At 53.3% G+C, this 17,734-nt stretch carries 24 protein-coding genes; 16 read left to right on the plus strand and 8 right to left on the minus strand.

Going from position 1 to position 17,734, the window contains the following annotated elements; genetic code table 11:
* Nucleotides 1–431 precede the first annotated feature (431 nt).
* Both NBV64_RS08985 and NBV64_RS08990 read right to left on the minus strand, forming a co-directional pair.
* On the minus strand, nucleotides 432–761 hold the full coding sequence (locus tag NBV64_RS08985; RefSeq protein ID WP_219236014.1) for a hypothetical protein: 330 nt from the start codon (nucleotides 759–761) through the stop codon (nucleotides 432–434).
* 574 nt (nucleotides 762–1,335) lie between these two features.
* Nucleotides 1,336–1,557 carry a hypothetical protein gene (locus NBV64_RS08990; RefSeq protein WP_250757134.1) on the minus strand — a complete coding sequence of 74 codons (222 nt, stop codon included), beginning with the start codon at nucleotides 1,555–1,557 and terminating at the stop codon, nucleotides 1,336–1,338.
* A 246-nt stretch (nucleotides 1,558–1,803) separates the two neighbouring features.
* Here NBV64_RS08990 and NBV64_RS08995 point away from each other — a divergent pair, with 246 nt between their 5' ends.
* The gene (locus tag NBV64_RS08995) at nucleotides 1,804–2,775 is read left to right on the plus strand and encodes a hypothetical protein (protein ID WP_250757135.1); all 972 of its coding nucleotides are present in this window, start codon (nucleotides 1,804–1,806) and stop codon (nucleotides 2,773–2,775) included.
* A 133-nt stretch (nucleotides 2,776–2,908) separates the two neighbouring features.
* Nucleotides 2,909–3,304, plus strand: a complete 396-nt coding sequence (locus NBV64_RS09000; protein ID WP_250757136.1) for a hypothetical protein — start codon at nucleotides 2,909–2,911, stop codon at nucleotides 3,302–3,304.
* A gap of 567 nt (nucleotides 3,305–3,871) precedes the next feature.
* Here NBV64_RS09000 and NBV64_RS09005 read toward each other — a convergent pair.
* The 4 genes from NBV64_RS09005 to NBV64_RS09020 form a co-directional block, all read right to left on the minus strand.
* Nucleotides 3,872–4,351, minus strand: coding sequence for a hypothetical protein (locus NBV64_RS09005; RefSeq protein WP_250757137.1), 480 nt, complete (start codon nucleotides 4,349–4,351; stop codon nucleotides 3,872–3,874).
* A complete protein-coding gene (locus NBV64_RS09010; protein ID WP_250757138.1) occupies nucleotides 4,308–5,150 on the minus strand; it encodes a hypothetical protein in 843 nt (280 codons plus the stop codon). Before NBV64_RS09010 ends, NBV64_RS09005 begins: the two co-directional genes overlap by 44 nt.
* Before the next feature lie 142 nt (nucleotides 5,151–5,292).
* Nucleotides 5,293–5,679, minus strand: coding sequence for a hypothetical protein (locus tag NBV64_RS09015; protein WP_250757139.1), 387 nt, complete (start codon nucleotides 5,677–5,679; stop codon nucleotides 5,293–5,295).
* Nucleotides 5,680–6,002: 323 nt separating this feature from the next.
* On the minus strand, nucleotides 6,003–6,209 hold the full coding sequence (locus NBV64_RS09020; protein WP_003800272.1) for a hypothetical protein: 207 nt from the start codon (nucleotides 6,207–6,209) through the stop codon (nucleotides 6,003–6,005).
* A 63-nt stretch (nucleotides 6,210–6,272) separates the two neighbouring features.
* On the opposite strand from NBV64_RS09020, the gene NBV64_RS09025 reads away from it, so the two are divergent.
* Genes NBV64_RS09025 through NBV64_RS09045 form a run of 5 tightly spaced genes read left to right on the plus strand, consistent with a single transcriptional unit; the run spans nucleotide 6,273 to nucleotide 9,071 of the window.
* On the plus strand, nucleotides 6,273–6,845 hold the full coding sequence (locus NBV64_RS09025; RefSeq protein ID WP_003800270.1) for a toxin YdaT family protein: 573 nt from the start codon (nucleotides 6,273–6,275) through the stop codon (nucleotides 6,843–6,845).
* 1 nt (nucleotide 6,846) lies between these two features.
* Nucleotides 6,847–7,257, plus strand: coding sequence for a recombination protein NinB (locus NBV64_RS09030; RefSeq protein ID WP_250757140.1), 411 nt, complete (start codon nucleotides 6,847–6,849; stop codon nucleotides 7,255–7,257).
* A complete protein-coding gene (locus NBV64_RS09035) occupies nucleotides 7,254–7,652 on the plus strand; it encodes a nuclease domain-containing protein (protein WP_250757141.1) in 399 nt (132 codons plus the stop codon). The genes NBV64_RS09030 and NBV64_RS09035 overlap by 4 nt, the downstream gene beginning before the upstream one ends.
* The gene (locus NBV64_RS09040; protein WP_250757142.1) at nucleotides 7,649–8,452 is read left to right on the plus strand and encodes a phage replication initiator YdaU family protein; all 804 of its coding nucleotides are present in this window, start codon (nucleotides 7,649–7,651) and stop codon (nucleotides 8,450–8,452) included. The genes NBV64_RS09035 and NBV64_RS09040 overlap by 4 nt, the downstream gene beginning before the upstream one ends.
* Nucleotides 8,394–9,071, plus strand: a complete 678-nt coding sequence (locus NBV64_RS09045) for an ATP-binding protein (protein ID WP_250757143.1) — start codon at nucleotides 8,394–8,396, stop codon at nucleotides 9,069–9,071. Before NBV64_RS09040 ends, NBV64_RS09045 begins: the two co-directional genes overlap by 59 nt.
* 130 nt (nucleotides 9,072–9,201) lie before the next feature.
* Here NBV64_RS09045 and NBV64_RS09050 read toward each other — a convergent pair whose 3' ends face one another.
* A complete protein-coding gene (locus tag NBV64_RS09050; protein ID WP_137430995.1) occupies nucleotides 9,202–9,453 on the minus strand; it encodes a hypothetical protein in 252 nt (83 codons plus the stop codon).
* 33 nt (nucleotides 9,454–9,486) lie between these two features.
* On the opposite strand from NBV64_RS09050, the gene NBV64_RS09055 reads away from it, so the two are divergent.
* The 3 genes from NBV64_RS09055 to NBV64_RS09065 all read left to right on the plus strand — a co-directional run bounded on the left by NBV64_RS09055 (nucleotide 9,487) and on the right by NBV64_RS09065 (nucleotide 10,687).
* Entirely contained in the window at nucleotides 9,487–9,864 is a 378-nt protein-coding gene (locus NBV64_RS09055; RefSeq protein ID WP_250757144.1) for a DUF1064 domain-containing protein, read from the plus strand.
* 149 nt (nucleotides 9,865–10,013) lie between these two features.
* Nucleotides 10,014–10,382 carry a hypothetical protein gene (locus NBV64_RS09060; protein ID WP_250757145.1) on the plus strand — a complete coding sequence of 123 codons (369 nt, stop codon included), beginning with the start codon at nucleotides 10,014–10,016 and terminating at the stop codon, nucleotides 10,380–10,382.
* The gene (locus NBV64_RS09065) at nucleotides 10,379–10,687 is read left to right on the plus strand and encodes a hypothetical protein (protein ID WP_250757146.1); all 309 of its coding nucleotides are present in this window, start codon (nucleotides 10,379–10,381) and stop codon (nucleotides 10,685–10,687) included. The genes NBV64_RS09060 and NBV64_RS09065 overlap by 4 nt, the downstream gene beginning before the upstream one ends.
* A 40-nt stretch (nucleotides 10,688–10,727) precedes the next feature.
* Here NBV64_RS09065 and NBV64_RS09070 read toward each other — a convergent pair whose 3' ends face one another.
* Entirely contained in the window at nucleotides 10,728–12,224 is a 1,497-nt protein-coding gene (locus NBV64_RS09070) for a KAP family P-loop NTPase fold protein (protein ID WP_250757147.1), read from the minus strand.
* 63 nt (nucleotides 12,225–12,287) lie between these two features.
* Here NBV64_RS09070 and NBV64_RS09075 point away from each other — a divergent pair, with 63 nt between their 5' ends.
* Genes NBV64_RS09075 through NBV64_RS09100 form a run of 6 tightly spaced genes read left to right on the plus strand, consistent with a single transcriptional unit; the run spans nucleotide 12,288 to nucleotide 17,734 of the window.
* Nucleotides 12,288–12,713, plus strand: a complete 426-nt coding sequence (locus tag NBV64_RS09075; RefSeq protein WP_250757148.1) for a terminase small subunit — start codon at nucleotides 12,288–12,290, stop codon at nucleotides 12,711–12,713.
* Entirely contained in the window at nucleotides 12,694–13,959 is a 1,266-nt protein-coding gene (locus NBV64_RS09080; protein ID WP_250757149.1) for a PBSX family phage terminase large subunit, read from the plus strand. The genes NBV64_RS09075 and NBV64_RS09080 overlap by 20 nt, the downstream gene beginning before the upstream one ends.
* Nucleotides 13,960–14,184, plus strand: coding sequence for a hypothetical protein (locus NBV64_RS09085; RefSeq protein WP_207307411.1), 225 nt, complete (start codon nucleotides 13,960–13,962; stop codon nucleotides 14,182–14,184). It begins immediately after the preceding gene.
* Complete coding sequence (locus NBV64_RS09090; RefSeq protein ID WP_250757150.1) at nucleotides 14,181–15,551, plus strand: anti-CBASS protein Acb1 family protein; 1,371 nt, start codon at nucleotides 14,181–14,183, stop codon at nucleotides 15,549–15,551. Before NBV64_RS09085 ends, NBV64_RS09090 begins: the two co-directional genes overlap by 4 nt.
* Nucleotides 15,514–16,443 (plus strand): phage minor head protein, encoded by a 930-nt coding sequence (locus NBV64_RS09095; protein WP_250757151.1) that lies wholly within the window; start codon nucleotides 15,514–15,516, stop codon nucleotides 16,441–16,443. Before NBV64_RS09090 ends, NBV64_RS09095 begins: the two co-directional genes overlap by 38 nt.
* A complete protein-coding gene (locus NBV64_RS09100) occupies nucleotides 16,421–17,734 on the plus strand; it encodes a hypothetical protein (RefSeq protein ID WP_250757152.1) in 1,314 nt (437 codons plus the stop codon). Before NBV64_RS09095 ends, NBV64_RS09100 begins: the two co-directional genes overlap by 23 nt.

Raw genomic sequence — 17,734 nt, forward strand, 5'->3', positions numbered from 1 at the left:
CACCATGCGGGCCATGGACCTGTGCGCCTACAGGCTGGCGTTGCTGACTATTGGATAACGCGAATATTCATTCAGCATCCCGTCGCACGGGGTGATGGTGGCCGGGTGCTACCCGTATGCCAGCGGCGGGGAGGCCAGCGGCACATCATCCCCGTTATTCCTGGCTGGCCGGATTACTCGATCCGGTGCCTGCTGGTTTCCTGCTGACCATCACATAGCAGCCCCGGCACTGATCTCCGGGTTGAGGCGCTTCTTAGGCGGCGTCGAGCTTGCTTATTCGCTTGAGCCATACCCGGGAGTCAGCCACGTCCCCCTGCGTATCAGCCTACGCATTGCTACTATGTGATGCCCCTGTCCTGGCGCAGGGGAGGCAGATCACTATCTGCTGCCAGTACGGCTACCCAGGTCGGCCCGCCTGGGCGGGTGATGATTCAGTAGGGCAGCCATGCCATGAGCGGCTTGCCTGTACGCTTATTGATGGAGCCGTCGGGTTTCGGTCCGCGAAACATCACGCGCAGACCGTTGGCTTTGACTGTCTTGTGCGCCAAGTCGATCCAGTCCTGGCAGAACTGCGGTGCGTCAAACTCAGGCGACACTTGTCGGGGCTTGCTCGATTTGAGAATTGTTGCCGCCCGCTCCGCGTACCACTCGTTCAGCTCTTGGGCAGTCATCTTCTCCCGCACCTTCTTGGGGGGGGCTTTACGCGCTGCCAGCGTCTTGGCCAGCGGCTCGGTCATACCAAATACACAAAATGCGGACATGGGTCTCTCCGTTGGTTGCCATCCGGCGCGGCTCTCAATGAAACCCGCCTCGGATAACTCCTGCGCCGGCCAAGAAACCACGATGGCCCGGCGCAGGTTGCCGACTTGCACGGCGCATCCCGGTTGGGCCGGGTGTCGTCTCCCTGATTACGTCGCCATCAGAGCGTGGGCGCTGGCTGTATCTCGCCAGTCACCAGCTCGCAGAACCCTTCACGCGGTCGCACACCGCAGGCCCTGGTCGCCAGTTTTCACCCTATTGCTGATCGGCGCGGGGTGCATTCGTCGCGCGCCTACCCGGTCGCATCTCTCCAAAAGAGCCGGGCGCATTGTCGTCGGGTTGTTAAAGAGCCTCCGCCGTAGCGGGCGCAGCCTTTGCTGCTGGCGCTCTCTCTGTACCGTTACTTACCGTGGCTTTGCCTAAAGGTGTTCTGCGGTTTTGGTGAAGCGTTGGAATGAAGTGTAAGAGTGCTAACAGATAATGTCAAGCATGCTAACGTATCTTTCGTAAGAATGCTTACGCTAGGTTTAGAAAAAAAGCCCGCATAAGCGAGCAGGGGAGTGTGGAGCGAGGCGCTCAGTCGATCAGAGTGCCGCTCTCAATGCCAAGGATTACGTCAATTAAGGTGCGGCGAAGGCTGGTCATGATGCGAAGCTTTGCATCGTCTTGTAGTGCTGGTGATAGCCAGGCGGCCTCTGCAGCGTCAATGACAGCACAGCTTTCTTCGAGCCTTTCTGCTGCAGCCCGCAGTAAAGCTGAAAGGTCGGCCGGAGGCTTGGTGTTCTGATTACTCGTCATATCGCAATGCTCTTCTCTTACAAGTGGGCGTTTTAGATACGCGCTCTGATTCGTGGGAGCTACGTGGAGCGCATCAATATGGCGGGGCAGGGGGATAGTAATACTGTATATCTGTACAGTATTACTGGTCAAGGCATTGCACTTTACTGGATGTCCGGACTGTTGTCGGACAGGTAGGCCACCTCAGCTTTCCGCTACCCCTGTTCTGGTAGCATTAGGTTTTCGACTGTTACGGATGGAGAAGGGATGAAAAGGCTATTTGTCGTGGCCGCATCTGTCGCTGCTCTTGCAGGCTGTGGGGATTCTGCTGAAAAGAATGCGCTGCGTAGCGAACTGGATGAGTTAAAAGGACAGCTAGATAAAGCCACTGCAGAGGTTGCTAATCAAAAGCAGCAGTTGCAAGCCCTAGGCGTGGAGCGAGACGGGCTAAAAAAGCAGGTGGAAGAACTGTCTATTACAGCTCCAATTATTTACGCTGAGCTTCAGGAGCTTATTAAAAAGGCTCAGTTGGCCGGGGCGAAGGATAAGCTAAGTACGCTACAGCAACGCTTTTCTTTATCACCAGAGTTTGCGAAGGCACAGAAAGATGTCGTCGAGTTAGAAAGCAAAATAAAAAAGCAGGAAGAAGAGCGAAAACGATTAGCTGCTGCAGGCTTTATGGGGCTGCCAGCTTCGGGGGCTATCAAGAATGGTGAAATACAGGTGACGGTTGGCCAACTGAGCAGTGAGCGGAGGTTTGTGTTTGATCGGTATGACGATTCATATCACTACAATGAGGCTGACCGAGATCATAAGTTCCTTGTAGCCACTATGAGCGTCACTGCAGAAAAAGGTATAAGTGACCCCAATCTTTTCGGTTTTGCAGCATATGCAGCGGATGGAGAAACTTTAAGGAGGTTGGGTGAGGTTAGTTTTCGATTGTCCAGATGGAGTGGGTATGCAACATATCTCGGCAATTATTCAGACTCACGCAACGATTTTGCAAAAACCAGTAAGATTAATTTCAATATTGGCGTTCAACTAAGCGATGAAGACTTGAAGCGCCGACCTATTTATCTTGTCGCCAGTACTGCCGCATGCATAAGTAGGAGTTGGGATAGGTTCGGTAGGCCTCCTGTGAGTTACACTGGGTATTGCGCTAATTTAAGAAACAGCCTCAAGCTTGATGATTTCCTGGGCGATGATCCATCTGTCGTGGTTGTCCGTCGCTTTGGATGAGGGATATTTATTCCGGTACCTAATAGTAAAGCCCCTTATGGGGGCTTTGTTTTATGTGGGAGCATTAATTGAAAAGGCCTTGCTCTCTTAATCTGGTACGATTTCGTCTTTATTCGTTACTTGGGAGAGGGGCGTGTATAAACAGACATCCGGTGCGCTGGGGATGATGGCCCTAATTTTTGCACTGGTTACCATTGTTGCTGCTGCAGTTGCTATCCACACCTACGGCGAAGTGACCATCGTAGAACCAAGCCTGTATGGGCTGTCTCCGTCTGTTAAGACAGTGACTAACTGGCCTCTGATTATTTCGTGCGTTTCCGCTGGGTTTTATTCAATAGCGTTTGCTGCTTTGTTTATGTACGTAGAAACGACCAGGAACGCAGTTGCCAAGATAGTCAATCATCTTGGAATCAAGGAAGAAGAGCCCAGTAGCATCCAACCAACAAGCCAAGCCGATGAGCAAGAACAACCAATTGCCAGCACGTCCCCAACGCAGAGGCAGGTTAGGCGGGGAAATCGCTCTGTATAGTGCAGTGACCGCAGTAGACAACAAGAAAGCCCCGGGAGGGGCTTTGTCGTATAGGCTCGTTACGTGAGCTGACGTATCAGAACGGAAGGCCGGGGAATCGGTCTTTTAGCTGTCGGATAAGTTTTTGCCGGGTCGACACCACTTGTTTTGTATAGGTTTGATGGCTTTCGACTGTTCGGCGAGCGGGCTCGCGCAACGGAGAAGTGTGTAGTGGGCTGCGACTAGCCTGGTTAAGTTTTTCGTAGATAGTAATACCTTCTGTATGACTTCAAATTACCGCTGCAGCCTGGAAATGGAGGTGATCCAAGGCAATGGTTCAGCAGAGAACTTAAAGGGTAGTGAGGTAGCGAGATTGCCACCTTTGAATGAGATCAGTCTCATTGTACCAGTATGGGCTTTTCGCTCACTTAAGCATAGAAGTGCTTTGTAACGCTTCCTGGGGCATAGGGGTGTCAGGGCCGCCTGGTCTGTACGCCTAACAAGAAAGCCCCGGGAGGGGCTTTGGTGTTTATGGGCAAAGAAAAGCCGCTTTGGTGGGCGGCTAGTGTTTCCAGGTAAAAGCGTTTGTTAGTCATAATCTATAACTAATAAAACTGATTTCGCTGTGTCGTAAAGTATGCAAAGGCTGTATGAGAATAATGAAAAAACCACAACGCCCATTGTGAACTCAAAGTCTATTATTTTTTCTTTGGCAATCGGGGAATCCCATGTTGCAATTGCTAAAAGAGTAAGAATTATTAAAGCTATCTGTTCTTTTATTGATAATAGCATTTGTTTTCTAGTGTTCTTGAAGAAATTATTGTCGTTTTTTTTATCTATAAGATCTCTTATTTTAGATAAAGTCACACTAAGCGTGGCAGAGTTAATGGCTAGTAAAGCTATTTGAAGTTGAGATGTATTGTTTTTTAACCATTCATTTAGAAAGGTGGTTCCTAGGTGATGCTGGATTGTTTGCGATATAAATCCAGCACCTAGGCAAAACAGCGAAGTTTTAACTATTTCTTTAACCATTGAAAAGGGCGGTGACCGCATCGATGATTTTTTCATGGTCTTCCGATTCTATTTCTAATTTATCAATTTCTGTTTCTCTGGTGTTGTCGCCAATAGTTACTTTTTTTCGTAATCCCCGTATTTTGACACGTATCTCTCCACCACCAGCACTACTATAAGAAACTAATCCTACAGCCTGCTGATTGTCTTTCTCTACAACAAGAGTGGAGTTTTCATGTGCCCTAATTTCAAGTTTGTTTTTGGCAGAGTTAGTTGATTTAGCGAATTCTTTCAAGTCCTCAGTGATGGCCTTCGAAATTGAAGACATATTTGGAGTGAGGAAAGAGAACTCTATCGCCTCAATCTTCCCTTTATGGCTTTCAATATATTGCCAGAACTCACTTTGGTTGTAAATGGGATAGGCGTACATGCTAAGTTGATAAATGTTTAGAAACTTGTTCGTATTTCTGACAATCGTTCTAAGTAAAGTGTCTGTTGATCCAAAAGCCTGTGGGTTATGTTGAATAGCAATCATTTGCTGTTCTGGATCATTCCATAATATAACTAGGCTGTCGGGCCAAGTATCTAGTATTTCTTCCTTAAAATCTTCAGTCGCTCTTTTTAATTTTCTTTCTACTCCACTTCTAAATATCGCAATATCTTTGCTGTCAAATATTTTTTTTGTTATTGATTTAGACCGATTGGAATGGAAAATGTCAATTTCGTCTTTGGCCTCCCAAAATAATTTATTTTTATTGGCAATGATATCTTCTACGCTACGACCGTCGAATATAGATCCTTGGAATGTGCGATCGTTTGGGAGTAACTGATACCGGTAGATGCGGAAGGAAATCATTACTAATTGGCCTCACCTGTTATAACAATCTATATATTTTTTCTTAAAGGATAAAAAATAAGGAGCTAAACGGCTCCTTGTCTCTTCCTGCTCAGTCCTTCTTACGTACAGCCTCCCTGGGCTGGGTCACGTTACCAGTCATTCACTTGCTCTCATCTTTCTTCACGTCCAGGCCGAGTTGGGCGGCGGATAGGAGGATGGCGGTTTCAAGCTGCATACGCTCTCTGTCTGGGTCTAGAGCGCGAACTTTCTGATCATCTATAGAGACGAAGGGCCAAGACTCAGCGGAAAGACGGTCTTTCATTTTCTTGTGGCCTACGCCCTTGGCTATCCAGAGAGCGCTGTATCCCGTGGCGCGCTCAAGGTTTAGTGCAACCTCCACATCGCCAATCGTGTGGATGATTTTGCTTCCTTTTCCAGCCCACTGAGACACGGCTGATCGACTCACGCCAGCGGCATTTGCCATCTGGGTGTCGTTCCAGTTCATTGAGGCCTTCACCTCTTCGATTCTTTCTTTAAGTTCGCTCATATGTAAGCGCAATTACACTCTATTTTGAGAAAAGCGTGCTTGCAATTAATACGTAAGCAAGCTAACATTCGTACATGAAGAAACAACATGCCATCCAGCTACTAGGCGGCTCTGTGAGTTCCGCCGCTTCTGCTATCGGGATCATGCCTCAGGCAGTTACCCAATGGCCGGAAGACCTGCCTCCGCGAATTGCAGATCGAGTAATCGCGGCAGTTGCTCGACAGAATCCAAAGCATTGGCCTGCTGCCTGGAAGGCGATAAAGGAGACCGCCAATGTGTGATTCAGAAAAGCGAGAGCCGATACCCATCGGCCCCACAGATATTTAGTGAAGGGTGGAGGCTCCGGCCTCACCTAAGCCGTGAAATTCATTCCATAGCAGTCGATCCAGCACGCCCTCTACATGGGCCTCTGTTGGGTATTCAAACATTTGCCTGGCCAGCTCTTCGGCACGGTCCAGCAGCTCCAGGCGCTCTAAGTCGATTTCTTCTTCCATGCCGGTAGTGTCCGGCCCATTCAGATTCTTATCCATACGTAGTTCCCGAGGATTGCAAAGGTCTCAGGGGCTACTTTACGAAAGCAGGACGGATCAATCATGCGAAACGAGTCGCACAAATCCAAGCTGAAGACCTTGCTGCATTACGTGGACCAGTGGCGCGCACGCGTGGGTAGCCGGGAGGCGGTGGCGCTGGCAATTGTTGAGACCCATCAACGCCACGGACTGGAGTCCAGCAGCAAAATCCGTTTCGAGACAGCCGGTGACACATTCACGCTGGCCAAGAATGCAGCTGATCGGATCTTTCGTTGGCTGGATGACCAGACCAAAGACAACAACTACATGCCAGCGAACTTTGAGCAGTCCATCCTGCTGGCCATGCCAGAAGACCTGCGCTACGCCTATGTGAACGAAATGCTGCGTCCGCTGGGCTTCTCCGCGCGCAAGTTCATCTTCTGCTTCGGGCAAGAGTTCGATGTGGTGGACCGCGTAAAGGCGATCAACAAGGAAGGCTCGGAAGCCATGGCGGCGGTGCTGAACCTTTCCCAGGACAGCAGCTTGGATGCGATGGAAGCCGCACACAAGGAACTGTCTGAATCAATCGGTACGCAGCGCGCGGCTCGCTCGGCTCTGGAGGAGCAGATCGCCCAGCGTAAGCATGTGGGAGCCTGATATGCGTTTGATCTATCGGGAGTTCACGCTTCGGGATGGACTGAGTTGGAACAACCTTGTGGCATTGGTGCGGGCGAATGCGCGTGCCGCGATCGACAACGATAAGCCGCTCAAGGTCATCGTGACTCAAGCAGAGGCAAAGCGTCGCAGCGTCCAGAATCGCTACTACTGGGCCGCGGTGATTACTCCGATCGCTGAGCAGGCCTGGGTAGGCGGGCACCAGTTCAGCAAAGAGTCCTGGCACGAACTGTATGGCCGGATGTTCGGAGTCTGCGAAGACATCACGCTGCCGGATGGTGAGGTAGTCACCCGCCGACTCTCCACCACCGATATGATGGTCTCGCAGTTTTCGGAGTACTGCGAGCGTGTTCAGGCTCATGCCGCCCAAGAGTATGGAGTGGAGTTCTCATGAGAGCCTGGAACAGTACCCTGCGTGCCAGTGGACCGCTGCGCACTTATAAGCCGATGAAAGCTACGGCCTGGAAGAAGCGGGCGCCCAAGAAGCGACCAGGTCGGCACGATGCCAAGCTGCGTAATGCCGTGCGTGGCCACCCCTGTTATTTGCAGATTCCCGGGCTGTGTCGCAGCTATCCCGACGACCCGACTGTGGTCCCGTGTCATCCCAACTGGCTGGAGTACGACAAGGCAGGCGGACTGAAAGCCCCTGATTTTTATACCGTCCCTGGCTGCCATGCCTGCCACGCAGAGCTGGACCAAGGACGACGGTTTACTCGCGATGAGAAGAAAGCGATCTGGGAGCGTGCATTCACTGCTTGGCGCCCAGTGCGGGATAAGGAGTTTGTATGAGCGTCAAGGTAATGACGGCCGTATTTGAACGGTACCCGGTCGGTGGCGGTGAGATGATTCTCGCCCTGGCGCTGGCCGATCACGCTGATGACGATGGGGCCAAGGTTTTCCCGTCCATTGAGCATCTGATGATCAAGACGCGGCAATCGCGCCGCACGGTCCAGTATCAACTGCGCAGGATGGAGGAGTCTGGCTGGCTGATTCTGGTCAATAGCGGTCATGGTGGACGTGGCCAGTCTCGCGAGTATCGAATCAACTTTGATTGGATTAAAGGTGGCGAACTACCGGGCCAAAAAAACGGTGCAGAAATTGCACCCATTTCCGATGAAAAAAACGGTGCAGATTTTGCGCCCATTAATCGACCCGAAAAGGGCGCAATTCACAACATAAAGGGCGCATCTGACGACACAAAGGGTGCAAACGACGACATGAAAGGGTGCAACGGGTTGCACCCGCATATAACCACCATAGAACCATCAAGTAACCGTCATAAACCATCAAAGGCTGGCGCCTTGGTTTTGCCTGATTGGCTAAATTCTGATGCGTGGTCGATGTGGGATGAATTCCGAAAAGAAAAATCCGGTAAGGCTTGGACGGAGGCAGCCAAACGGCTTTCTCTGCGAACGCTTGCCAAGCTGCATGCCGCCGGGCAGGACCCAACAGCCGCCATTGAGCAGAGCATTGAGCGTGGCTGGACCGGCTTGTTTGAATTGAAAAAATCGATTGTAGGAGCAGTGAAACATGGAAACTTTGCAGACCAAGACTACCGGGCAGGTGTCGGTGCAGACGGCAGTTTCTAGCCTGGTCGGCCAGATGCAGACCGAAGAACGGTCGTGCGTTCAGCATGGGCCTTATGTGTCCAGCTTTTGGGGTCTAGGCGGTGGTTTCTGGACTGACTGTCCTGCATGCGAGAAACAGCGCCGAGACCAGGAGCAGATAGAAGCCGTGCGCCAAGCAGAGCACAACAGGGCGCAGGCTCGTATGCAGAACGCGTTGCAACGTGCCGCTATTCCTGCTCGCTTTGCTGACCGACGATTTGAGAATTTTGAGCAGCATTGTGACGGCGCGGCCCACGCATTGACAAGCATGCAGGAGTACGCCGGGAATTTTGCTGAAACCCTGAAAGCGGGCCGCTGCATGCTGCTGGTGGGAACGGTAGGGGCGGGTAAGACGCACTTAGCAGCTGCGACCGCACATAGCGTGATAGCCCAAGGTTACTCAGCCGTGTTTGCCTCGGTGATGAGTGCGGTACGTAGCGTAAAGGAAACCTACCGACGGGATTCTGACCGCACGGAGCGCGATGCGATCGATGCACTGATTGCTCCTGACCTGCTGATCCTAGACGAGGTTGGCGTGCAGTTCGGGAGCGAAGCAGAAAAGCTGATCCTGTTTGAGATCGTCAATGGGCGCTATGAATAGGTCAAGCCCACGATCCTGTTAAGTAATCTGAATATAGAGGGCTTAAAAGCATACATGGGCGAGCGTGCTGTCGATCGATTGCGCGAGGGCGGGGGCAGGCAGATTGTTTTCGACTGGCCTAGCTATAGGGCTAACGTGAGCCGCGGCGGATAGTCATGTCTGAAATTGAAATATCTTTGAACATGCTCCCAGTGCCGAATTCTAATTTTTGGATTCTTACTGAGACAGTCTCTTTCACGAGATCAGTTAGTGCCAAGGAAATTGTTTCCTCGATTTCTTTAATAGAAAACCCTTTCATTACCTCAGACAAGGAAGGGGGATGGCGGGTTAAAGATAAATCATCAAAAGCATCGTGCGTCTTCAGCTCTTTGGAGTCAGTCATGGGGCCTCTACATAAAAAAAGCGGTGTGCTTCAGTGTATGAGAAAACTAATAACCGCGCAGCTTTCGGAGGCCGCATGAAGAGCAAGTACGGAAACCGCAAAGTCACGCTGGACGGCTACACCTTCGATTCCAAGAGGGAAGCCATGCGATACAGCCAACTCCAATTGCTGCAGAGGGCAGGGCAGATTACGGGCCTGGAACTGCAGCCGCGTTTCGAGCTGATCCCCAAGCAGCGCCGCGATGACGGCAAGCCCGAGCGGGCATGTGAGTACGTGGCGGACTTCCGCTATACAGATTCCGCTACCGGCCAGACCGTAATCGAGGACGCCAAGGGCATGCGTACGCGGGACTACATCATCAAGCGGAAATTGCTATTGCAGGTCCACGGCATTTCGGTGAGGGAGGTTTGATATGTCATACCCAAGCTGGATGTACCAAGACCCATCGAAGCATGTTGATTTCGTGCGCCGGAAGCGTCAGGAGCACGAAGCACGGCTGCCAGAAGCAAAACGGGAACGAGCGCGGGAAGGATTGAAAGAGCTTTTCGGGGAGAAGAGGAATGCAACGGTACGACGCTGATTCGATCCTGTGGAACTGGGCTCGCTGGTGCGCATCCGGCGAACGCGTGGGGAACATGTTGGATGTGGTGCCGCATTGCGACGACGAGGAAGCGCTTAAACCGGTCATTTTGCCGGAGCAGGCCGAGCAGGTCGACCGCCTGCATAAGACGCTGCCGCATCATGAACAGATGATCATCATTGCTGAGTATCCGCAGCGCCATGGCTTCTTTCGGGGGCTGCCGGCCCGCCAGCGACGCGAGAAGGCCCAGCGGTGGATTAAGGACGTGACCGGGGTGTGGATTCAGGAGCCGGAATACAAGCTGTACCTGGGGATGTTTAAAGAATTGGTGTGGAGGAAGGTGCGGTGAAGTACGCGAGCGAGGTTATCGGTTTGCTGGGCGCGCATCCAGGGCGTGCGTTCAAAATGATCCAGATCGTGCGCCATGTAGCTGATCGCCACCCCGGAAGCCCCAAAGAGTGGGAGCGCGTTCGCAAAGGGGTGCGCCGTGTTCTGGATAGCCTGGAAGAAAGCGGGCAGGTCAGCTCAACCCGGATTGGGGTAATGAATGGCGGCTCCGCCCTGTATCAATGGAAACCGGGACATGAACTTATGGCAAACCGGGACGTAAACCGGGACAATATCAGCAAGCACAACTGTGCCCATAGGTTTTGAGTAGGTCCGCCCATCGAAAGATCGGCGGGCTTTATTTCCATTAGTAGGAGAACATACCGGCTGTTGACACTACTTCGAACGTGGATTCAAGCACGGTGGTGGGGCTTCCGGGTTTAAAAGAGAAGAGATATTCATCGATACCTTCTGAAAAGGTGCTACTGTCTTTCTGGAGTTCAATCCTGGCTGGATTGCGACTCATTTTAGAATATTTGAAGTAATCCGTTAAGAGCGAGATGAGATGTTTAGGCGCTTCTTGGGAAGATGGATATGGTAAAGAATTTGAGATTAATTTAACTTCCCAGTTCATTGATGAAAGCAGCGCTCGGAATTCTTTGGTATTACTTTCTCCTCTTGGCATCCAGTGGATCTTACTGAAGATATCTGGTTTTGCAGATTTAAGTTGGGTTAAAAACATCAGCCAAGCCCCAGGAAGCGGGATTCTTAGAGGATATGCTTGACAGCTTGTTTGAAAGATTGCGAAAGCCTGCTCTTGCTGACGTAGGGTTAGACCCATTGCGCGAGAGAGCGCGAGCCAGTATTCCGCCTTCGGGTCGTCCAAATCAGGTCCATCGATTCTATATCTACCCATCGAAATATTTTCAGGCAATGGTCTCTGACACAGGAGCTTGGAGAAACTGCTTTCTGACAGACTCGGCAATGTCAGCTCTCGATCAAAAAATCTGCCTAGGTATTCCCGTCCACTAAAATTTGCACCATACACAACTTGAATGGATGCTGTTAGCTGAGCTAAGTTTGTGGCAAACACGAAGCAGACGTTATCTACGCTGAAAAGATGCTTGATTCCCTCTAAAAGCTGAACGGCAAAGTTGGGCCGACATCGGTCGAGTTCATCAATGATGATAATTACAGGTCCAATTGGCTCATTATCTAACGTTCTAGCGTCTGAGATTGAGCGAGCCAAAGATGCTAGATCGTCGCGGAACTTTGAGATAGACGCTTGATGAAGCTCATAATCAGACAGCATTTGATCTAGATAGGTGTCGAGAGCCTTATCCAAGATTTTCGTATCGCTATCAGCAATGGGCTCTTGATCATCCTCAGAGAGGGTTGCTGAGAAGTCAGATAAAGAGGAGCCTATTGTTCGTTTCAAAAAACCGCTTGCGGCAACGATGAGCATCGGTTTGATAGCTTTTTTGGCGCTTGCGATGGTTGTTTTTATTTTTGCTTCTATTGCCTCAGAGGTGGCTTTCTGAGATATGACGTGCTGGCTCAACTCCTGGAGCTGCCGCCGTAGCTCGCCGATTAGCGCTAACGATGGCTCAGGAGCGCCGTCGTGCTGCCAAGCATTGAAGCTGATGACGAATCGGCCATTGCTGATTAGCTGTTTCGTCCACCGCTCAACGAAAAACGTTTTTCCTGTCCCCCATCGGCCATCGAGTGCTAATGATAGCGGGGCATGGTTGCCAGCAGAGAATCTATTTATTAAATGATCTTCTAAGATCCTGCCGAGGGCTTTCCTTTCCAGCACGTCATCGTGCCAAGGGTCTTGCTCTTCAATCTGATTTTCTGTAGTCACGCCTGTGTTTCCATGTAACGGCGGTATACATCCGCCCGAGATTTCTACTATCGACTGATTATTATGCCCCTGACTCCAAAGCAGGAGGCCTTCGCCCTTGCTTATGTTGAGACGGGCAATGCTTCCGAAGCATACCGGCGTTCTTACAATGCCGAGAAGATGAAGCCGGACTCCGTGAATCGAAAAGCCAAGGAGCTTTTGGATCACGGCAAGATCACGGCAAGGATTAACGAATTGCAGGCTGGCCATGCTGATCGCCACAAGCTGACCGTGGATGATCTTCTGGCCGAGCTGGAACAAGCTAGGCTGGCAGCATTGACGGCTGAGACCGCTCAGTCCTCTGCTGCGGTAGCCGCAACGATGGGCAAGGCAAAGCTGCTGGGCCTGGATAAGCAGGTGATCGAGCACAGCGGCCCCAATGGCGGCCCGATCCCCACGTCGCCCACGGTGATTGAGTTGGTGGCTCCCAATGTCGAAAGCAAGGATTGAACTGCCGCCCAAGCTGATTCCGGTATTCAGTGGACAGGCCCGATACAGGGGCGCACACGGCGGGCGGGGGTCTGCCAAGACGCGCAGCTTTGCGCTGATGACTGCGGTGCGGGCGTATATGTTCGCTGAGGCCGGTGTATCGGGGGTGATCTTGAGTGCCCGCGAGTACATGAACAGCCTGGAAGAGTCCTCGATGGAGGAAATCAAGCAGGCGATCCGGGCGATACCTTGGCTGGATGCGTACTTCGATATTGGCGAAAAGTTCATCCGTACCAAGAATCGGCGCGTGTCGTATGTGTTCGCTGGCCTGCGCCACAATCTGGACAGCATCAAGTCCAAGGCTCGCATCCTGATCGCCTGGGTTGATGAGGCTGAGAACGTCAGCGAGGTGGCCTGGCAGAAGCTGGCGCCGACCGTGCGCGAAGCTGGGTCAGAGATCTGGGTCACCTGGAACCCGGAGAAAGACGGAAGCCCGACCGACAAGCGATATCGCAAGACTCCGCCGCCCGAGTCCAAGATTGCTGAGCTGAACTACACGGACAACCCATGGTTCCCGGCGGTGCTGGATCAAGAGCGCCTATCTGATCGGGAGCGCCTGGACGACCAGACGTATGCCTGGATCTGGGATGGCGCATACCGCGAGAACAGTGAAGCGCAGATTCTGTCTGGCAAATACCGGGTGGCTGAATTTGAGTTTGACCAGTTCGACGGACCGTATTTCGGGATTGACTGGGGATTCTCGCAAGATCCGACGGCGGGCGTCCGGCTGGGCATCCACGATCAGCGCCTGTATGTCGAGTACGAGGCTGGCAAGGTCGGCCTGGAAAACGACGACATTGCCAAGTTCATGATTGAGCGCTTGCCGGGCATTGAGCAACACACAGTTCGGGCAGACTCAGCACGGCCTGAGACGATCAGCCACGTCAAGAGCACCGGCGGCGGGATACGTCCGGCCATACCACGCATTGAGGGTGTGGAGAAATGGAAGGGCAGCGTTGAGGACGGCATTGCCCACCTGCGCAGCTACAAGGAAATCGTCATCCACCCGCGCTGCACTAAGTTTCTGCATGAGGCCAGGACGTACAGCTACAAGGTGGACCGACTGACAGGCGATGTTCTGGCCGACATCGTGGATAAGAACAACCACTACATCGATGCAACCCGGTATGCGCTTGGCCCGCTGATCAAACAGCGCAACGCAGCCATGGGCTTGATGATTCCAAAGCGCCTACTTCAAGGCAGATAAATGGCAATTTTCAATGTTTCAGCGCGAGACGGCAGCGTTTCGCTGGTTATCCGTGCGCGCTGCATGTCCTGTGCGCGGCAATTGGCGGCTGATCGGTCGCCTGTACATGAAAAGCGCTTGTGGCGTGATCCGGAGATGTCCAGCGTCGAGCTGGTCGACCATCCGGAGCGCCTGGGCTATTTCAGCGAAGGCATGAACGGGATACTTAAGCGGATTACGACATGACGGTAAGCAATCTACAACTGGCGGTGAATCATGCTATGCATGACGCCGCGTTGGCGCGTGCCCGCATGAACCTGCTCAATCCTTTGGGCATGGGACTGGACGATAAGCGGGTTGCTGCCTGGTGTGAGTACGGCTTTAAGCAGAACCTGGACTTCCATGACTTCTACAAGCTTTATCGCCGCAATGGTTTGGCCAGTGGCGCGGTAGAGAAGCTGGCCGGGACTTGCTGGAAAACGAATCCTGGGGTAATTCAGGGTGACGAAGAAGACGAGTCCCGCAAAGAGACGGACTGGGAAACGAAAACAAAGCGAGTGCTGACGGCCCGGTTGTGGCGTCGGTTTCGTGAGGCTGACGCCCGGCGCTTGGTGGGCCGTTACTCTGGCCTTGTCTTGCGGGTCAAGGATAGTGGCAAGTGGCATGAGCCGGTGAAGGGCGGCGCCAAGGCCCTTGTCGATGTTGTGCCGGTCTGGGCTGCAACGCTACGTGTATCAGAGTGGAATACCGATCTGTCGTCAGAGGATTACGGCAAGCCCAAGTACTGGAGCTATGTAGAGCAGAGCACAAATGGGCAGCCTGGGCGGAACATCAAGATTCACCCTGACCGCGTGTTCATCCTGGGCGACTACTCCGGTGACGCCATCGGTTTTCTCGAGCCTGTCTATAACAACTTCGTGTCACTGGAAAAGGTGGAGGGCGGCTCGGGTGAGTCGTTCTTAAAGAACGCAGCCCGTCAGCTCAACATCAATTTCGACAAAGAGATTGACTTTAAAAACCTTGCAGCGATGTATGGCGTTTCGGTTGACGAATTGCAGGAGCGGTTCAACGAGGCCGCAAAAGAAGTAAACCGAGGCAATGATGTGCTGCTGCCGACACAGGGCGCAACGGTCACGCCGTTAGTTTCAGCGGTTCCAGACCCCGGGCCAACCTACAACATCAACCTGCAGACCATTTCAGCCGGCCTGGATATTCCTAGCCGCGTACTGGTGGGCAATCAACAGGGGGAGCGGGCCAGCACCGAAGACCTGAAGTTCTTCTATGCGCGTTGCCAGTCACGCCGTATGGATCTGTCTTTCGAGATCGAGGATCTGGTTGATCACTTGGTGCGTATCGGCGTGCTGGATGCCACGGGCGAGAAGATAGTGATGTGGGATGACCTCACAGAGCAGACCTTTGCCGAGCGGCTGGATAACGCTGCGAAGATGAGCACGATCAACCAGACCGCTTTGGCGACGGGTGAGGAAGTGTTCAGCAACGACGAGATACGAGTTGCTGGTGGCTTTGACCCTAAAGACAGCGAGCCGTTAGAGGAAGGCGAGGAAGAGGACGAGGATGGCGACGAAACCGAAACCACCGATCCTGCCCCGTGACCTGCGTGACCCGACTGGCGTGGACACGCTGGAACGACGCGCAATGCGTGATTTCAATGTGCGCATCAAGAAGGTAGCCAAGGCTTACCGCGCTGCGCTGGATGAAATACCAGCTGAGCCAGTGGTTAACCGGCGCTACCAGTTCCGACTCGACACGTATTTGCTGCGCACCTTGCTGGCCAGGCTGGACGCCATTGTTGCTGAGATCCTACTGGAAGGGGGCGACGAGAATATCTGGCTCTTTGACCGGTACGTGGAGGTAGCCGCTACACGTGGCACGGCCCAGGTGTTCGCCAATCTGTCTCAGCAGTCCGCAGCTTACAGGGGCGGGCGAATTTCTCTGCAGGAGATTTTGCGCAGTGAGCCACATCGCCGCCGCATGGCCTTACTCAGCGCCCGGGTGGCGGAGGAAATGAAGGGTGTCGTCGGTGACGTGAAGTCAAACATGACTCGGGTGCTGACTGAGGGGATAGGGCGCGGCTTGAATCCCCGAGAGGTGGCAAAGAACCTGACCGCCCAGGCCGGTATTGAGACACGGCGGGCGCATCGGGTTGCACGCACTGAAATCACCACGGCGCTACGGCGTGCCAAGTGGGACGAGGCCAGCGATGCCGAGCAGGACTACGGCCTGCAAACTAAAGAACTGCATCTATCTGCGCTGAGTCCCACGACCAGGGCTACGCACGCAGCCCGGCACGGGAAGCTATTCACGCGGGACCAGGTTCAGGACTGGTGGAGCCAGAACGGGAACAGTGTGAATTGCAAGTGCACAACAGTGAGTGTGATGGTCGATGACGATGGGAAACCGGTTGTGCCTTCGATCATTCAGCGTGCGAAGCAAGCAAAAACCAATATGGAGAAACGAGGCTATGCCTGGTCAGACACAGAATAGCGGGCCGATGCAGGTCAACGTGACCACGCAGGTCAACAGCCAGCAGATCCGCAAAGTGACGCATAACAACCGTGAGCATTGGGTTCTGCCCAGCTACACGCTGCCTGCCAACGTGGTTATGAACGGCGGCTTGTACCCGGCCAGCGAGATCGACGCCCACTATCAGGGGCTGGAAGGAACACTAGCACCGCTGGGCCATCCGCAAGTGGATGGTCAGTTCGTGTCGGCATTCAGTCCCGAGGGGATCAATGTCGGGCACGTAGGTGCTTTTAACCGGAACGTGAAGAAATCCGGCAACCGCGTCTATCTTGAAAAATGGGTGGATGTAGAGGTTGCGCAGCGCACCGAGGAAGGCCGAGCCTTGCTTGAGCGCGTGGAAGCTCTGGAGCGTGGCGACGATGTGCCGCCGATCCACACCAGCGTGGCGGTGTTCCTGGATCGCCTGGAGGCGAACGAAGAACAGAAAGCGGCCGGGGCGGACTGGGTTGCCAAGATCAAGAGCATGGACCACGACGCCATCCTCATGGATGAGGTGGGGGCGGCCACGCCAGAGCAGGGCGTTGGCCTCATGGTCAATGCTGATCAGGCCAAGCCCTTGCAAGCCAATTCTGGCGCGTTGGTGGGTGAGTCGTTTCGAGAGCGTGAGCAACGCCTGGACCGAGCCGCCAAAGAGCGATTTGCTCAAGGCACTGACGAATATGCCTGGGTTGCCGACTTCACGGACAGCCAAGCCATCATCGTGCGCAACGGTGGAGCCGCTGAGGTTTATGGATACAAGACTGAGGCCGGGAAGATCGTCTTTGACGACACCGGCGCGGCTGTTGTGCGCCAAGAGTCCTGGGTGGCAGTAGTCGCCAACAGCATCAAGAAAGGCGCACAGAAGATTTTTACCCCGCAGGCCCGGCCTGCAGTCAACAACAAGGAGGGCGAAATGCCTCTGACTCCCGAAGAAAAGGCCGAGCTGACCAGCGATATCAGTAAAGCCGTAACTGCCAATATTGGCCAAGCCGTGGCCGACGCCATCAAGCCGGTTTCCGATGCCGTGACGGCACTGCAGGCCAATCATCAGGCGTTGTCCGACACGCTGACCGCAAACGCCAAGGCCGAAGAAGCCGACAAGCGCAAAGCCGTGGCTGCTGTGCACGGTGACATTGTGGCCAACGCGTTGTCCGGTGAAGCCCTGGATGCCATGCACAAGTCCCTGGGCACCGCTGCACCGCTGGGTGCCGGTCATATCGAAACCAACAGCAACGCGCTGACCGCTGATGTCACTGCGCTGCCCAAGGAGTAA

It is taken from the genome of Alcaligenes sp. DN25, from assembly GCF_023674485.1.
GTDB classification, from domain to species: domain Bacteria; phylum Pseudomonadota; class Gammaproteobacteria; order Burkholderiales; family Burkholderiaceae_B; genus Alcaligenes; species Alcaligenes phenolicus.

Coding starts and splice junctions, on each gene's coding strand:
- NBV64_RS08985 (WP_219236014.1), bottom strand. CDS start 761: ATGTCCGCATTTTGTGTATTTGGTATGACCGAGCCGCTGGCCAAGACG.
- NBV64_RS08990 (WP_250757134.1), bottom strand. CDS start 1,557: ATGACGAGTAATCAGAACACCAAGCCTCCGGCCGACCTTTCAGCTTTA.
- NBV64_RS08995 (WP_250757135.1), top strand. CDS start 1,804: ATGAAAAGGCTATTTGTCGTGGCCGCATCTGTCGCTGCTCTTGCAGGC.
- NBV64_RS09005 (WP_250757137.1), bottom strand. CDS start 4,351: ATGAAAAAATCATCGATGCGGTCACCGCCCTTTTCAATGGTTAAAGAA.
- NBV64_RS09010 (WP_250757138.1), bottom strand. CDS start 5,150: ATGATTTCCTTCCGCATCTACCGGTATCAGTTACTCCCAAACGATCGC.
- NBV64_RS09015 (WP_250757139.1), bottom strand. CDS start 5,679: ATGAGCGAACTTAAAGAAAGAATCGAAGAGGTGAAGGCCTCAATGAAC.
- NBV64_RS09020 (WP_003800272.1), bottom strand. CDS start 6,209: ATGGATAAGAATCTGAATGGGCCGGACACTACCGGCATGGAAGAAGAA.
- NBV64_RS09025 (WP_003800270.1), top strand. CDS start 6,273: ATGCGAAACGAGTCGCACAAATCCAAGCTGAAGACCTTGCTGCATTAC.
- NBV64_RS09030 (WP_250757140.1), top strand. CDS start 6,847: ATGCGTTTGATCTATCGGGAGTTCACGCTTCGGGATGGACTGAGTTGG.
- NBV64_RS09035 (WP_250757141.1), top strand. CDS start 7,254: ATGAGAGCCTGGAACAGTACCCTGCGTGCCAGTGGACCGCTGCGCACT.
- NBV64_RS09040 (WP_250757142.1), top strand. CDS start 7,649: ATGAGCGTCAAGGTAATGACGGCCGTATTTGAACGGTACCCGGTCGGT.
- NBV64_RS09045 (WP_250757143.1), top strand. CDS start 8,394: ATGGAAACTTTGCAGACCAAGACTACCGGGCAGGTGTCGGTGCAGACG.
- NBV64_RS09050 (WP_137430995.1), bottom strand. CDS start 9,453: ATGACTGACTCCAAAGAGCTGAAGACGCACGATGCTTTTGATGATTTA.
- NBV64_RS09060 (WP_250757145.1), top strand. CDS start 10,014: ATGCAACGGTACGACGCTGATTCGATCCTGTGGAACTGGGCTCGCTGG.
- NBV64_RS09075 (WP_250757148.1), top strand. CDS start 12,288: ATGCCCCTGACTCCAAAGCAGGAGGCCTTCGCCCTTGCTTATGTTGAG.
- NBV64_RS09080 (WP_250757149.1), top strand. CDS start 12,694: ATGTCGAAAGCAAGGATTGAACTGCCGCCCAAGCTGATTCCGGTATTC.
- NBV64_RS09085 (WP_207307411.1), top strand. CDS start 13,960: ATGGCAATTTTCAATGTTTCAGCGCGAGACGGCAGCGTTTCGCTGGTT.
- NBV64_RS09090 (WP_250757150.1), top strand. CDS start 14,181: ATGACGGTAAGCAATCTACAACTGGCGGTGAATCATGCTATGCATGAC.
- NBV64_RS09095 (WP_250757151.1), top strand. CDS start 15,514: ATGGCGACGAAACCGAAACCACCGATCCTGCCCCGTGACCTGCGTGAC.
- NBV64_RS09100 (WP_250757152.1), top strand. CDS start 16,421: ATGCCTGGTCAGACACAGAATAGCGGGCCGATGCAGGTCAACGTGACC.